The organism is Sphingobacteriaceae bacterium, from assembly GCA_002319075.1.
In the GTDB taxonomy this organism is placed as follows: Bacteria; Bacteroidota; Bacteroidia; order B-17B0; family Aurantibacillaceae; genus Aurantibacillus.
This window is the reverse complement of sequence record NVQB01000001.1, coordinates 1,201,960-1,215,336: the sequence shown is the minus strand read 5'-3', so window position 1 is coordinate 1,215,336 and position 13,377 is coordinate 1,201,960. Positions and strand designations below refer to the sequence as shown.

Here is a 13,377-nt window from a genome sequence, read left to right as displayed (position 1 = left end):
AAACCCGAAATAGAAAATAGAAATGGTATTACCAATAGTTGTTTATGGAGATCCTGTACTGAGAAAAGTAGGGGTTGATATTGATAAAAATTATGAAGGTCTTGATCAATTGATCAAAGATATGTTTGAGACTATGTACAAAGCAAAAGGTGTTGGCCTTGCTGCTCCGCAAATTGGAAAAGCTATCCGTCTTTTTATTGTAGATACACATCCATTTGCAGAGGTGGATGAAGATGATGAGGAGGATGATGAATTCACTCCAGAACAACGCAAGGAACTTCAGGCTTTCAAAAAAGTATTTATCAACGCCCGCATTCTTGATGAAGAAGGTGAAGAATGGAAGTTTAGCGAAGGCTGTTTAAGTATTCCTAAAATAAGGGAAGATGTTAGCCGTATGCCCAATATTGAAATTGAATACTACGACGAGAAATTCAAAAAGCATGTTGAGAAATACAATGGCGTTATTGCGCGTGTTATTCAACATGAGTATGATCATATTGACGGAAAATTATTTACAGATAAAATAAGTCCTTTTAAACGTAAAATGATTTCAGGCAAATTAAACGATATTGCTAATGGCAAAATTTCTGCCGACTATAAAACGAAAGTCTACAAACCAAAAAAATAAGTTTATGCGGAAGATTTTAGTATGCAGTTTCCTTCTTTCTTTTTTACTGCTCACTTTTTCCTGTTCCAATAATACATCTAAAAAAGAAACTGCTCTTGACAGCGCTGCGCCAACAGAGCCTAAGCGTGTAGATAAAAATTATCTAACCGACTGCAAAAAGTTGGTAGCCGAAGCGAAACATATGGACAGTGTGTTGATGCATCAATTAGAGATAGATCCGGTAGCGGCCAACAAAGCCATTAAAGCTTTTACCGACATCGCTTATTATTGTTCCAACGATAGTCTAAGTCCTGTTTTTTTGATTAAAACTGCCCAGGTTGCACGCGTAATAAATAATATTCCACAAGCAAAAATAGCTTTGGAAAAGTGTATCGACACCTATCCTGCTTTTAAAAATCGTCCTGCTGCTTTATTTTTGCTGGCACAGTTGTACGACGAGGCCACGTACTTAAACAACGAAGAAGAAGCCCGCAAGCTATACAACAAGATCATTGAGGAATACCCTAAAAGCGAATGGGCTTCGAGCGCAAAAGGCGCTATCAATTTTCTTGGAAAAACAGACGCCCAGATTCTTGAGGAGTTAAAAGGCAAAAGAAAAAAGTAGGCAGATAATTAAATCTCTTAATGAAGATACTATGGAAACTACATCTCTTCCAAAACAGTTTATAACAGTTGGCGTTTTAGGCGCCATAGCGGTTGCTCTTGGCGCTCTTGGTGCGCATGCTCTCAAAAATCAATTGCCGGGCGGTTTAATTACAATTGATCAACTCAATGGTTTCGATACCGCGGTGAAATACCAGATGTATCATACCCTGGCAATGTCGGTAATTTTAATTCTGAAAAATTCATACACAAATAAATTTCTGAACGCTGCTTACCAGCTTTTTTTCTGGGGCATTATTTTATTCAGCGGGTCGCTCTATTTTCTTTGCACAAGAAGTTTAATCGGTGCCGAAGGTTTAAAAGTACTAGGTCCAGTTACTCCAATTGGTGGACTGTTGTTCGTAGCAGGATGGTTATGTCTTGCCATTGCCGCCTTTAAAAAAAGTTAAATACATCAAGTCCGGAGCGGTCTTTGTAATAAAGAGGCAATGGAATTTAATTCTTACATTCACATAAACTAAAAAAATATGCAACGTTTCATTTTTTTCACCAGCACCCTTGTATGTTTACTCATTGTATCCTGTAAGTCACAGGTTATAAATGCATCAGGGCCACAACCAACCAAAGAACCAACTGTTTATAAAGGTGTATCAGATAATGCTTGTGCTGCAGAAGTAGCTTTTGGCAGCTATGGTTCAGGGATAGACGGTGCCGCGTTTGAAAAAGTTACTAAGCTCATAGAAGAAAGGAAACTCGCTTCTACATCGAAAACCATCGGTCGCGAAGGCGAAACGCGTATTTGTCTACCTCTTACGGAACTAAAAGGAAAGAAAAAAACGGAATTTATTAACCAACTGAAAAAGATAGCAAAAGAGGGTCAATTAGTCTCAGTATCAATAAGATAAATTGATTTAGAAAATATAAAATTGTGGAAAAACTGCTCAGAGAAGAGCGGTTTTTTTCGTAATTTTGCAGTCTATAAACCTTTATAATTTATAATGAACGAAATTGGAATTAAAGCAGAGAATGCTTCAGTCGCACAACTTGGCCTTTCAAATGTTGATATGGCGTACTGGAATCTTCACCCGAGTGAATTAATTGAAGAGTGTATTGTAAGAGGCGAAGGAGTTTTGACAGATGTTGGCGCTTTGGCCATTGATACTGGTGAGTTTACAGGGCGTTCTCCGAAAGATAAATACGTGGTGTATGATGACAATACAAAAGACAGTGTTTGGTGGGGAGATGTAAACAACCGTTTTGAATCTGATAAATTTGATGCCCTGCACAACCGTATGCTTGCATACCTGGGTAACAAAGAAGTTTTCGTTCGTGACGCATACGTTTGCGCTGACCCGACTTTTCGTTTAAACATTCGTGTGGTTAACGAACATGCCTGGAGTAATTTATTCGCTTACAATTTATTCTTACGTCCAACGGATGATGAAATTAAGAACTTCAAACACGATTGGGTGATATTAAATGCACCGGGTTTTAAAGCTGATGCTGCTATTGATGGCACTCGCCAACATAATTTCGCGATTATCAACTTTACCAAAAAAACAATTTTAATTGGTGGAACGGGGTATACAGGAGAAATTAAAAAATCTATCTTCTCTGTTTTAAATTATATTTTACCTCACGAGAAAAAAGTATTAAGTATGCACTGCTCTGCCAACATTGGTAAAGAAGGTGATACTGCTATTTTCTTTGGTCTTTCTGGAACTGGAAAAACAACGTTAAGCGCTGATCCTAACCGTAAACTTATTGGAGACGATGAGCACGGCTGGAGCGATAAAGGCGTGTTTAACTTCGAAGGTGGATGCTATGCAAAATGTGTAGATCTTACTAAAGAAAAGGAACCGCAAATTTTTAACGCTATTAAATTTGGGTCGCTTTTAGAAAACATCGGTTTCTACGAAGGAACAACTACTGTTGATTACGCTAACATTTCAAGAACTGAAAACACACGCGTAAGTTATCCTGCAGATTATATCGATAACGCAGTAACTCCTGCAGTAGGCGATATGCCAAAAAACATTTTCTTCCTTACTTGTGATGCGTTCGGAGTTTTACCTCCAATCAGCAAATTAACAACAGGTCAGGCTATGTATAATTTCATTTCCGGTTATACTGCAAAAGTTGCAGGTACTGAAATGGGAATCACTGAACCTACTACTACTTTCTCTGCTTGTTTTGGAAAAGCATTTTTACCATTGCATCCAACAAAATACGCTGAGTTATTAGGAGAAAAACTAAAGAAACATAAAGTAAACGTTTGGTTATTAAATACCGGATGGGTAGGGGGTTCTTATGGAACTGGAAGCCGTATTAAATTGTCGTACACCCGTGCTTTAATTACTGCAGCTTTAACCGGCCAGTTAGACAAAGCCGAGTATGGTACAACTAATTTCTTCGGTCTGGCGTTCCCTAAAGCTTGCGAAGGTGTGCCTGCAGAATTAATGGATCCTCGCAATAGCTGGTCTGATAAAAATGCTTATGATGAAAAAGCTAAAAATTTAGCCGAACAGTTTATTAAAAACTTCAGTCAATATGCTTCTGCTGCTAATGAAGAAATTCTCGCTGCAGCTCCTAAAGTAGCTGTAACTGCTTAATGATTTTGAGATTTGTATTAGAAGTCCCCTGGTTATCCGGGGGACTTTTTTTATTCCCCTAATCCTCATTTCTGGCACTATCCTTGTAAATCGTAACTAAACAAAAATCATGAAAAAACTTTTACTCCTTGCAGTTTTAATCTCTGCATTTCCCGGCTGGTCGCAAATGCCTTATATGGGAACTCCAACCGTCATTCCGCAATTTCCTACAAGTTCTGATATAGTGAAAATCATTACAAAGGTTACAACTCCTAACCAGGGTATTGTGGTAGATCAGGCTTCATTTTCGGTGACACAAAGTCCCAAAGAAATAAATATACGGGCTTGTTATTGGAATGGTATGCTTCCAGCTACACAGGATTTTGTTGATACGCTCACCTTAGGCCAATTAGCTGCAGGATCGTACACTTTAAAGCACAAAGCTTATATGTCTTCAGGACAACAAGTCTGCCATCCTACAGACAGCAATGTTGTAAGTTTAAATCTCGTTGTTGCAACTACCACCGGGTTGCAGGAGATTAAAAAAAAACCGGTACTAATTTTTCCAAATCCTGCCAGCGATAAAGTTTTCTTGCAGAATTCCGGTTTTCTAAAAGCAACAATGTATTCCGCTGACGGAAGAGTTGTAAAAACTCTTGAGTTACCTCAGAAAACCGAAATCGAAATCGAGATTGAAGACCTTGCCCCTGGCTTATATTTTATTTGTGTTTCAGGTAATGAAACAAAAGAGACAATTAAGTTTATCAAGAATTAAAAAGCCGGCAGCTTTATCTCTGCCGGCCCTGGAATTAGATAACGGTTCCTGCAAAACTTAAACTTTTTGGACCATCCTCTGCATTGGTAGTTACGGTAACTTGTTTATGAAAAGCACCTTTGGCAGCCGCATTAAAAACGGCAGTTATCTTCGTGCTTTCCCCGGGAAGAACAGGTGTTTTAACAAAATTAGTTGATGTACAACCGCAGGAGGCCTGGACATTGGTTATTAGTAGCGGACTCCCGCCATCGTTCATAAATTCAAATTCAATAGTTACGGGTTTGTTTTGCGGAATTTCGCCAAGCTGTATCTCGGTGTTTTTCCATTTAATGCTTGTTTTTACTGAGGCTGGAATTTCAGTGCCGGTTACCGGAACTTTAATCGAAGCAGGGGCAAAAGACATAAACACAGCTGCTAATACAAGCGTTGAAATTTTTAATGTGGTTTTCATAAGTTTAATTTTAAAGGTGAATAAAAAAAGAGATCGTCTTGCAAGATGTCTCTACAAAAGTAGCCTCACACAATAAGCAAGCCTGTTAAGCACCTTTAAATTTTTGTTAATGACATGTTAATGTCCTCCATAGCCAATCTTTTTTCTCTAATATTAGGGAAAAGAAATCTACACCTTGAAACTGAACAAACTAAACAGCGTTCTTATTTTAGGATTGGTAGCCATAACGGGGGTACTGGTCCTTCAGTTTTTATGGACTAAACAAGCCTTTAATAACGAGGGAAAAAAATTCAGCCAAACGGTTCATATTACCTTATTGCATGTGGTAGAGCGGCTATATAAGTTGAATGGAAATGAATTCCCCTTAAACAATCCTATAAATAAGATCTCTAACGATTATTACATTGTGAATGTAAATAATGACTTTGATGCCCAGGTGCTGGAATATTGTTTAAAGACAGAGTTTGAGAAATCAAATCTCTTAACAGACTTCGAGTACGCCATTTATAAGTGCCAGAGCGATGAGATGATTTATGGGAATTATATTTCTTTTCAGGACCATGAAAAGAAAAAATCTTCCATGCATTTTCCAAAACAAAAAAACCTGATCTATTATTTTGCTATTCGTTTTCCAAAAGAAAGAAGTTTTCTTATTGGATCATTGAGATTTTGGCTGATCCTTTCCGGCATTCTGGTTTTAGTGTTAATTATTTATGTCTATTCTATCTTTACCATTCTTCAGCAAAAAAAGTACTCAGAGCTTCAACGTGATTTTATAAATAATATGACCCATGAGTTTAAAACGCCTTTGTCGTCTATTTTAATTGCATCTAACTACCTTTATAAACAAGAGAAAATACTGTCAGATGAAAAGCTGGGAAAATACACCGGAATAATTATTGATCAAAGTAATAAGCTAAACAAACACATCGAGAAGGTTTTAAATATTGCTAAATCAGATAATGCTCCGCTGGCTCTCAGTAAAACGCACAATCCTTTACGGCCTATGATAGAAGGCGTTATTGATAATATTCGTTTGAAATACGAAACCTTAAAAGTTGAGTTAGACTTCCCTAAAACTAAGCTAGAGATTTTTGCTGATGAATTTCATTTTACAAATCTTGTTTACAATGTGATCGATAACTCGGTGAAATACTGCGAGCAGAGTCCGGAAATTATTATTCGCGCTAAAGATCTGGGAAAAAATTTACAACTTGAATTTAGCGACAATGGCATTGGCATTTCAAAAAAGAAAATTTCCTTTATATTCGATAAGTTCTACCGGATTCCGAATTCCCGCAGCAATGAGGTTAACGGTTTTGGTTTAGGATTATACTATGTGAAAAAGATTTGTCTGCTTCATCATTGGAAAATAACTGCCTTTAATAATAAGGAAGAAGGAATTACCGTCGCTATTCAAATTCCCAATAAACTATGACGCCCATAAAAATACTTTACGCAGAAGATGACGAAACGCTTGCCTATCTTACTAAAGATAATCTTGAGCAGAGTCAGTACCAGGTAACGCATTGTACCGATGGTGTAAGCTGCTATGAGGTTTTTAAACAGGAGAAATTTGACCTTTGCATTTTTGATATCATGCTTCCTAAGATGGACGGTTTTGAGTTAACTACAGAGATTAGAAAAATTAATCCCGATGTTCCCATCTTATTTCTTTCGTCAAAAATATTAAAAGAAGACCGTATAAAGGGGCTGCGTTTGGGCGCTGACGATTACCTGGTTAAACCTTTCAGCATTGAAGAATTATTATTGAAGATGGAAATATTTTTGACGCGTTCAAAAAAAACGGGTGGGCCAGACAAAAGTTTTTATCCTGTGGGATCTTATCAATTTAATGCTCTCAATTACAGTTTAAACCGCGAGAATGACAAAGTTTCGCTTACCCAGCGCGAAGCACAACTTTTGAAATTATTTTTAGACAATCCTGATACTGTTTTAAAACGCGAAGAGATCTTAAAAAAACTCTGGGGTAATGACGATTATTTTTTAGGGAGAAGCCTGGATGTCTTCATTTCACGCCTTCGAAAAATTTTGGCAAAGGACAAGGCAATAAGTATTGAGAATCTTCACGGAATTGGATTCAGATTTTCTGATAAGCAAAACAAAGTATCTTAGCTCTTGTTGGTAAACTGTTTAAATTGCTTGTAAAAGAAATTAATTAAGTTTGAAAGCTTGCTGAAAGCTTTTTAATTTTATGGAAAATTAAATCATGGCAGGCAGTACAAAATTTGTTGATAGCATCGTTGCAGGATATTCTACTAAAGGAGAGTATATTTTATTGGGTTCAGCGCTTCTCGACGGACAACCACAAAAAGAGGCCCAGGTGAAACTTCCTTTAAGAACCTTAAACCGTCATGGTTTGATTGCTGGAGCTACCGGAACCGGTAAAACAGTGACACTACAAATCATTGCAGAAAACATTTGTGCCAAAGGTGTGCCGGTGTTGATGATGGATTTAAAAGGAGATTTAAGTGGTATCGCTAAAGAAGGTACAAGTAATTCTAAAATAGAAGAACGGCATGAAGCCATCGGCATTCCTTTTAAACCTGCGGCGACAACTGTAGAGTTTCTTACGCTCTCTAAAGAAAAAGGAGCGCGTCTGAGGGCAACTGTTAGTGAGTTTGGGCCGGTGTTATTTTCTAAAGTTTTAAATTTAAACGATACACAAAGTGGGATTGTAGCCATTGTTTTTAAATATGCGGATGATAAAAAATTACCACTTCTGGACCTTAAAGATTTTAAAAGCCTTTTAAATTATATTGGAGAAGAAGGGAAAGAAGAGATTCGTAAAAATTATGGAAATGTTTCTCCTGCTTCTTTGTCTACTATTTTGAGATCTGTTATTGAACTGGAATCCCAGGGTGCAGAAATCTTTTTTGGTGAACGTTCTTTTGATGTGAATGATCTTGTGCGACTGGATGCTTCCGGCAAAGGCATTTGCTCTATTATTCGTTTGGTGGATATACAGGACAAGCCTAAATTGTTTTCGACCTTTATGTTGTGCCTTTTGGCTGAGGTTTACCAGACTTTTCCGGAAGCAGGGGATCTTGAAAAACCAAGACTTTGTATTTTTATTGACGAAGCACATTTAATTTTTAAGGAAGCGTCAGAAGCTTTGCGTGATCAGATCGAATCGATTATAAAATTAATTAGGAGTAAAGGGGTGGGTATTTATTTTTGTACTCAAAATCCTTATGATATTCCAGAAGCAGTTTTAGCGCAGTTAGGCTTAAAGGTGCAACATGCCCTGAGAGCCTTTACGGAAAAGGATAGAAAGGCTATTAGAAAAACAGCCGAAAATTACCCCCTCTCTGAATTTTATAAAACAGATGAACTCCTCACCAGCTTAGGTATTGGTGAAGCATTGGTAACTTGTCTCAATGAAAAAGGAAGTCCGACACCCTTAGCTGCAACGCATTTGAGAGCGCCTTCAAGTAGAATAGGTGTGTTGAGTCCGGATGAAATTTCTGCTTGTGTTTCAGCTAGTAATATTGCTCCCAAATACAATGAGATTATTGACCGAGAAAGCGCTTTTGAAATTTTGAATGAAAAATTATCCGCAGCGACGGTTGAGGAAGAAGAATCGCCTAGAGCGAAAAAAGAAAAACGTCCCGCCAAAGAAGAAAAATCTACCATAGAAAAATTATCTGAAAACACTATGGTTCGCCAGGTGGGTAGAACGGTTGTTAAAGAGGTCGCTCGCGGATTACTGGGCGTACTTGGGATTGGTGGATCTGGTAGAAAGAAAAAAGGTTCTTCGTGGTTTTAATAGCTTACTCTTTTATAAATTTAGTGCTGTAAATTTTTTCTGTGCCTTCAAAAATGGTCAAAAGATAAATTCCATAAGGAAGATCATAAACGGGTATTTTTGAATTGCTATCAAATTTTATTTTTCTGACTTCTTTACCCGAAATGTCTATAATTCTCGCTTCTGTTTCCCTTCCCTGCGCAACATCAAGGTAAAGGAAATCTGCGGCGGGATTTGGAAATATTCTTAGTATGCGAGTTTGATTTTCTTCTGAAAGTCCTGTAAGATTTGAATAGTTACAAGGTTTATTTGAAAATTGTACAAGCCCTAAAGCACTGTCTTGATAACATAAAAAGTCAGTCATGTAATCTCCGTCGGAATAGGGCCCGCGCCAGAAGTTAAATAAGTAGTAGTAGCCACCGATGCGTTCGGTTATAGTGGAATGATATGAACGCGAAGGGTTAGATTGATTATAAACTGCATGAAGCGTTTTTAAACTTATTCCATTTGTAATAGCAGTACTTACACTGTCGATGGTGACAGTGAAGGAAACGCCTGAAAAATTTAAAGGTGTAACCCAACTTTGACCTGCTGTTGCCGCAAAATTAAATAAGATACGCCATTGATCATTTGTAACAGCACTTTTCATAAACACCGTATCGCCAACTTCTTTCAGATAGGATTCATAAATAGTCTTTATGTTGTATTGTGAAAATAATTTGTTATGTTTTAAAATGGTGACCGTTTCGCCGTTAACAGTTGTAGTTCCTGCATTCCAGGCAGCCACATTTACAAATTCAGGAGTAGGATCCAGGTTAAATGCATTATACACGTAGCGCCATTGAGCTCCCGGTGGACAAAATAGAGACTGCGATTTTAGGCTTGAAAAAATCACAAGACAAAAAAGTATGGGTAGAATTTTTTTATTCATGTTTATAGTTTTAAACTCTGGTCTTCGTGAATATTCGATTTCATTCTTTGATAAATTTCGTCGTGAAGTTTTTTTCTGTTCCTTCAAAAATGGATAAAAAATAAATCCCTTTGGATAGATCGCTGATATCTATTTTAGAATTTTTATCCAGTTTTATTTTTCTTAAGGGCCTGCCGGAAATGTCAGTGATAATAGATGCAACTTCGTAAGCAGACTCTAAATCAACCAATAAAAAATCTTGTACAGGATTAGGATACACTCTAAGCTTTGCGTTCTGGCTTTGCTCAGAGATACCAACTGGAATAGAGTAATCGCAGGATTTATCTGTAAACTTCAGTAAGCCAAATGAATTGTCTTTGTAACATAAGCGCTCAGCAAAATAATCGGCATCACACCAACCGAAATTATAAGGTCGGAAATTAAACAAAAAATTATCACAGCCTAAACGTTCTGTGACACTTGTAGTCGTATTCCAGGTGTAGCTTTGACTGGAAAAAATTGCTTTTTCTTTAACATATAATCTTTTAAGGCTAGAGCCATTAACTAAAACCTGTTTGACGGAGTCAACCGTAAAAGTATAAGTTATTACAAATGTATTGCCATTATCTACCGTTGTCTTCCAGCTTTGGCCCGTTGTAGCTGCAAAATTGTATAAGACCTGCCAGCCATTTTGCGTCTGGCTGTTCTTGAAAAAGATGGTGTCGCCTTTTTGTTTTATCAATGTTTTACTCATAAGGGGACTACATCCTAAAAGAAGACGCTTGTGACTTAAAATTTTTAAAGTGTCAGAACCATCCAGCGAGTCTCCCACATATTTGACGTGTTCATTGATTTTTCCTCCGTTGAACCAGTTAAAGTAATAATGCCACTCAGCTCCTGGCGGACAAAATACTAACTGAGATTTCAGGTTTCCGAAGAAAATAGAAGCTATGAGTATGGGTAGAAGTTTTTTCATTCCTTAATAAATTTAGTGCTGAAAGTTTTTTCTTTTCCTTCGTAAACATTCAGGAGATAAATTCCGTTAGGAAGATCATAAACGGGAATTTTTGCGCTTCCTTCTACTCTGATGTTGCTCCGTTCTTTTCCTGTAATATCTATAATTTTTACTTCGGCTTCTTCTTGCCTGGTGAGGTCAATGTGAAGGAAGTCGCTTGTTGGATTAGGATACATTCTAAATAATGAAGATAAATTATTTTCTGAAAGGCTTGTCAGATTAGAATAATAGCAAGGTTTATTTGAAAATTGCAGCAGACCTAAAGCGCTATCCTGATAGCATAAATACTCGGTCATATAGTCACCATCGCTTACAGGACCATGGTAAAAATTAAAAAGAAAATAAGAACCCCCAATACGCTCTATAATATCAGCTTTATAACTACGCGGAGGATTACTTTGTTTGTAGGAAGCATGAAGCACCTTTAACGTAAGGTTATTTTTTAAAATACTGCCAACGCTGTCTACAGTGACCGTAAAAGAGACACCTGCGAAACTTAATGAGGTAACCCAGCTGTGACCAGGAGAGGCAGCAAAATTAAATAAAATGCGCCACTGATTATTTGTATGTATATTTTTTATAAATACAGTGTCACCAACTTCTTTAAGATAAGATTCATAAATGTTTGTCATATTACATTGAGCAAATAATTTGCTATGTTTTAAAATAGTAACGGTTTCCCCATTTAAAATAGTTTTTCCACCGTTCCAGGCGGCAACATTTATGAGATCTGGCGTAGGGTCCATGAGAAAGGCATTATAAACAAAATTCCATCCCGCGCCCGGGGGGCAAAATAACGATTGGGAGTTTAAGTGCACTACTGAAATTAAGATAATGAGTATGGGTAAGAGTTTTTTACTCATGTTTATAGTTTTAAATTCAAGGTCTTCGTGAATTTTCGATTTCATTCTTTAATAAAATCAGAAGGCAAATTTTTCAATCACCTTTTTCACGTTAACGTCTTACATTTTTAATTTCGCTACTACTAAATGTAGTAAAAAAAAGCAGACAAACAAGGGGTGGTAATGTTTCTTCACAACTCCGCCTCGCCCGGATAAGATTTCCGAACATCGATAAATAATTTTCTCCAGGCCTGATCTATCTTGTTTGTTTCTTTGTAAACCCGGTCATCGGGTTTGTAGGCAAAAGCTGCCTGGTGTATTCTACCTTCGTGTAATAAAGGTGAGTTTTGATCGTAGTCGCGCGCAATGTCTATGTCAATCTCTAGCTGACAATTACTTAATTGTATCATAAAACGGCCCTCTTCATTCAGATAATGGGCTTGGTAGCAACCTAACAGAGGATTGAGCTGCGCAGCTTTTTTAGATACAGCCATTACTCCTTTTTTGTATTTGTCGGTTCGTATCATCTTATTTTTTTGCTTTAAGTTCGATACTTTGTATGTAACTGGTGAGATCACGTGTTACGTTATCGAGGGAAGATGCGGAGTGTATAAGATAGTCGACGATTTTTTTAAGTTCAGGGTTTGCCTCTGCGAGGCTCTGCACCTGGCTTTTTAATAGGTTAGCAAGTCCTTGTACTTGTGTTACGGGCTGGCGAAGGTTGTGTGAGGTCATAAAAATGAGCCTTTCCAGGGCAGCAGAACGCTCTGCTTTTTCTTTTTCGGCCTTTTTCTTTTCGCTGATATCGTTGGATAATATTGTGAGACCGCCTTCTGTGGGCTGTATGCTTAATTCGAAGCACCCTGTAGAGTTATCGGGAAATGTAAAGACATTTTCAAAAAGATGTGGCACCCGGGCGTTCATCGATAAACTCATTACTTTAAAGAGTTCTGTTTGCTCAAGTCCTGGATAGATTTCCATCATGGAGTGCCCGAGAAGTTGTTCCCGTGAAAATTTACTTTGTTTCACAACAGCTTCATTTACGTAAACATAGCGCCAGTTGAAATCGATAATTTGAAGTCCTTCGAGTAAATGATCGACGGTACCATGGAATCTTTTTTCATGTTCCAGTTCAAATTGCATATCAGTAAATAGTTCCAGAAGTTCCACTTCTGTTTTTCCTGTAATATCAAATGGCTGGTTCATAAAAATAATTCTAGATGACTAAAATGAGACCGTTAAAAAAAGCTTTACTTCAGTACCATCACTTCCGCAATAGCGCCAATTACCCATGGGGCGGTAAGACTTCCCTGGTTATAAGAAGGAACTGATTCGTTATTTAAAATGTTATAGAGGCAATCCATAGAGTTGACTGTTTCATAGATGAGATTGTTAACGCCTGCAGGTAAATTGCTGCTAAAATCCCAGCCGGAAACACTTATTTTATTGTGTTTTGTTTTTACGATCGGAACTATCCAGTTGACAGTTACTTCAATCTGGTGACCGGAATCCTGCAACAGTCTTGAGATAATTTCGGGACTCAGCGGACTGTTGTCGAATTTTTTGTAAGCTCTTATTTGCTCATAGAATTGCGTAGAACTTAAAATTTCGTTTGCTTTGTTTACGGCAATACTTACTTTTTTGAGTTTACCGTTGTAGTGCAGGCTTACATTTTTCATAGTTGAGTTTTTATTAATCAGTTACACATCATAAACTCCATTCCTGCAAAGAGCAGTCCACTAACCGGACTACTCAATGCTGGTATGTTTGTTTTTTTGGGCGATGCGTTCAAA

16 protein-coding genes are annotated in these 13,377 nt (G+C 37.5%); 9 read left to right on the top strand and 7 right to left on the bottom strand.

Annotation, left to right across the window (positions count from 1 at the left end):
* Window positions 1-22 precede the first annotated feature (22 nt).
* From CNR22_05485 to CNR22_05460, 6 genes are all read left to right on the top strand, one after another.
* Window positions 23-628 carry a peptide deformylase gene (locus CNR22_05485; GenBank protein ID PBQ31239.1) on the top strand — a complete coding sequence of 202 codons (606 nt, stop codon included), beginning with the start codon at window positions 23-25 and terminating at the stop codon, window positions 626-628.
* Entirely contained in the window at window positions 576-1,232 is a 657-nt protein-coding gene (locus CNR22_05480; protein PBQ31238.1) for a hypothetical protein, read from the top strand. Before CNR22_05485 ends, CNR22_05480 begins: the two co-directional genes overlap by 53 nt.
* 31 nt (window positions 1,233-1,263) lie before the next feature.
* Window positions 1,264-1,680 carry a hypothetical protein gene (locus tag CNR22_05475; protein ID PBQ31237.1) on the top strand — a complete coding sequence of 139 codons (417 nt, stop codon included), beginning with the start codon at window positions 1,264-1,266 and terminating at the stop codon, window positions 1,678-1,680.
* Between the two features lie 78 nt (window positions 1,681-1,758).
* Window positions 1,759-2,136: a hypothetical protein gene (locus CNR22_05470; protein PBQ31236.1), complete on the top strand. Its 378-nt coding sequence runs from the start codon at window positions 1,759-1,761 to the stop codon at window positions 2,134-2,136.
* A 93-nt stretch (window positions 2,137-2,229) separates the two neighbouring features.
* On the top strand, window positions 2,230-3,843 hold the full coding sequence (gene pckA / locus CNR22_05465) for a phosphoenolpyruvate carboxykinase (ATP) (GenBank protein PBQ31235.1): 1,614 nt from the start codon (window positions 2,230-2,232) through the stop codon (window positions 3,841-3,843).
* Between the two features lie 109 nt (window positions 3,844-3,952).
* Window positions 3,953-4,597 carry a hypothetical protein gene (locus CNR22_05460; protein ID PBQ31234.1) on the top strand — a complete coding sequence of 215 codons (645 nt, stop codon included), beginning with the start codon at window positions 3,953-3,955 and terminating at the stop codon, window positions 4,595-4,597.
* 34 nt (window positions 4,598-4,631) lie between these two features.
* Here the strand turns inward: CNR22_05460 and CNR22_05455 are convergent, their stop codons facing one another.
* Entirely contained in the window at window positions 4,632-5,048 is a 417-nt protein-coding gene (locus tag CNR22_05455) for a hypothetical protein (GenBank protein PBQ31233.1), read from the bottom strand.
* A gap of 175 nt (window positions 5,049-5,223) precedes the next feature.
* Here CNR22_05455 and CNR22_05450 point away from each other — a divergent pair, with 175 nt between their 5' ends.
* The 3 genes from CNR22_05450 to CNR22_05440 all read left to right on the top strand — a co-directional run bounded on the left by CNR22_05450 (window position 5,224) and on the right by CNR22_05440 (window position 8,838).
* Window positions 5,224-6,486, top strand: coding sequence for a two-component sensor histidine kinase (locus tag CNR22_05450; GenBank protein PBQ31232.1), 1,263 nt, complete (start codon window positions 5,224-5,226; stop codon window positions 6,484-6,486).
* Window positions 6,483-7,184, top strand: a complete 702-nt coding sequence (locus CNR22_05445) for a DNA-binding response regulator (GenBank protein PBQ31231.1) — start codon at window positions 6,483-6,485, stop codon at window positions 7,182-7,184. The genes CNR22_05450 and CNR22_05445 overlap by 4 nt, the downstream gene beginning before the upstream one ends.
* Window positions 7,185-7,278: 94 nt before the next feature.
* Window positions 7,279-8,838, top strand: coding sequence for an ATPase (locus CNR22_05440; protein PBQ31230.1), 1,560 nt, complete (start codon window positions 7,279-7,281; stop codon window positions 8,836-8,838).
* A gap of 4 nt (window positions 8,839-8,842) precedes the next feature.
* Here the strand turns inward: CNR22_05440 and CNR22_05435 are convergent, their stop codons facing one another.
* The 6 genes from CNR22_05435 to CNR22_05410 all read right to left on the bottom strand — a co-directional run bounded on the left by CNR22_05435 (window position 8,843) and on the right by CNR22_05410 (window position 13,263).
* Window positions 8,843-9,748, bottom strand: a complete 906-nt coding sequence (locus tag CNR22_05435; GenBank protein ID PBQ31229.1) for a hypothetical protein — start codon at window positions 9,746-9,748, stop codon at window positions 8,843-8,845.
* A 40-nt stretch (window positions 9,749-9,788) separates the two neighbouring features.
* Window positions 9,789-10,703: a hypothetical protein gene (locus CNR22_05430; protein ID PBQ31228.1), complete on the bottom strand. Its 915-nt coding sequence runs from the start codon at window positions 10,701-10,703 to the stop codon at window positions 9,789-9,791.
* Entirely contained in the window at window positions 10,700-11,650 is a 951-nt protein-coding gene (locus CNR22_05425) for a hypothetical protein (GenBank protein PBQ31227.1), read from the bottom strand. The genes CNR22_05430 and CNR22_05425 overlap by 4 nt, the downstream gene beginning before the upstream one ends.
* A 125-nt stretch (window positions 11,651-11,775) precedes the next feature.
* Window positions 11,776-12,111, bottom strand: coding sequence for a hypothetical protein (locus CNR22_05420; protein PBQ31226.1), 336 nt, complete (start codon window positions 12,109-12,111; stop codon window positions 11,776-11,778).
* 1 nt (window position 12,112) lies between these two features.
* Entirely contained in the window at window positions 12,113-12,727 is a 615-nt protein-coding gene (locus tag CNR22_05415) for a histidine kinase (GenBank protein ID PBQ34828.1), read from the bottom strand.
* 107 nt (window positions 12,728-12,834) lie between these two features.
* Window positions 12,835-13,263 carry a hypothetical protein gene (locus tag CNR22_05410; GenBank protein ID PBQ31225.1) on the bottom strand — a complete coding sequence of 143 codons (429 nt, stop codon included), beginning with the start codon at window positions 13,261-13,263 and terminating at the stop codon, window positions 12,835-12,837.
* Window positions 13,264-13,377 lie beyond the last annotated feature (114 nt).

Excerpts from the sequence above, each read along its gene's own strand:
- CNR22_05425 (PBQ31227.1), bottom strand. The coding sequence starts at position 11,650 with ATGAAATCGAAAATTCACGAAGACCTTGAATTTAAAACTATAAACATG.
- CNR22_05480 (PBQ31238.1), top strand. The coding sequence starts at position 576 with ATGGCAAAATTTCTGCCGACTATAAAACGAAAGTCTACAAACCAAAAA.
- CNR22_05435 (PBQ31229.1), bottom strand. The coding sequence starts at position 9,748 with ATGAATAAAAAAATTCTACCCATACTTTTTTGTCTTGTGATTTTTTCA.
- CNR22_05440 (PBQ31230.1), top strand. The coding sequence starts at position 7,279 with ATGGCAGGCAGTACAAAATTTGTTGATAGCATCGTTGCAGGATATTCT.
- CNR22_05420 (PBQ31226.1), bottom strand. The coding sequence starts at position 12,111 with ATGATACGAACCGACAAATACAAAAAAGGAGTAATGGCTGTATCTAAA.
- pckA (PBQ31235.1), top strand. The coding sequence starts at position 2,230 with ATGAACGAAATTGGAATTAAAGCAGAGAATGCTTCAGTCGCACAACTT.
- CNR22_05455 (PBQ31233.1), bottom strand. The coding sequence starts at position 5,048 with ATGAAAACCACATTAAAAATTTCAACGCTTGTATTAGCAGCTGTGTTT.
- CNR22_05445 (PBQ31231.1), top strand. The coding sequence starts at position 6,483 with ATGACGCCCATAAAAATACTTTACGCAGAAGATGACGAAACGCTTGCC.
- CNR22_05430 (PBQ31228.1), bottom strand. The coding sequence starts at position 10,703 with ATGAAAAAACTTCTACCCATACTCATAGCTTCTATTTTCTTCGGAAAC.
- CNR22_05410 (PBQ31225.1), bottom strand. The coding sequence starts at position 13,263 with ATGAAAAATGTAAGCCTGCACTACAACGGTAAACTCAAAAAAGTAAGT.
- CNR22_05475 (PBQ31237.1), top strand. The coding sequence starts at position 1,264 with ATGGAAACTACATCTCTTCCAAAACAGTTTATAACAGTTGGCGTTTTA.
- CNR22_05460 (PBQ31234.1), top strand. The coding sequence starts at position 3,953 with ATGAAAAAACTTTTACTCCTTGCAGTTTTAATCTCTGCATTTCCCGGC.
- CNR22_05470 (PBQ31236.1), top strand. The coding sequence starts at position 1,759 with ATGCAACGTTTCATTTTTTTCACCAGCACCCTTGTATGTTTACTCATT.
- CNR22_05415 (PBQ34828.1), bottom strand. The coding sequence starts at position 12,727 with ATGCAATTTGAACTGGAACATGAAAAAAGATTCCATGGTACCGTCGAT.
- CNR22_05485 (PBQ31239.1), top strand. The coding sequence starts at position 23 with ATGGTATTACCAATAGTTGTTTATGGAGATCCTGTACTGAGAAAAGTA.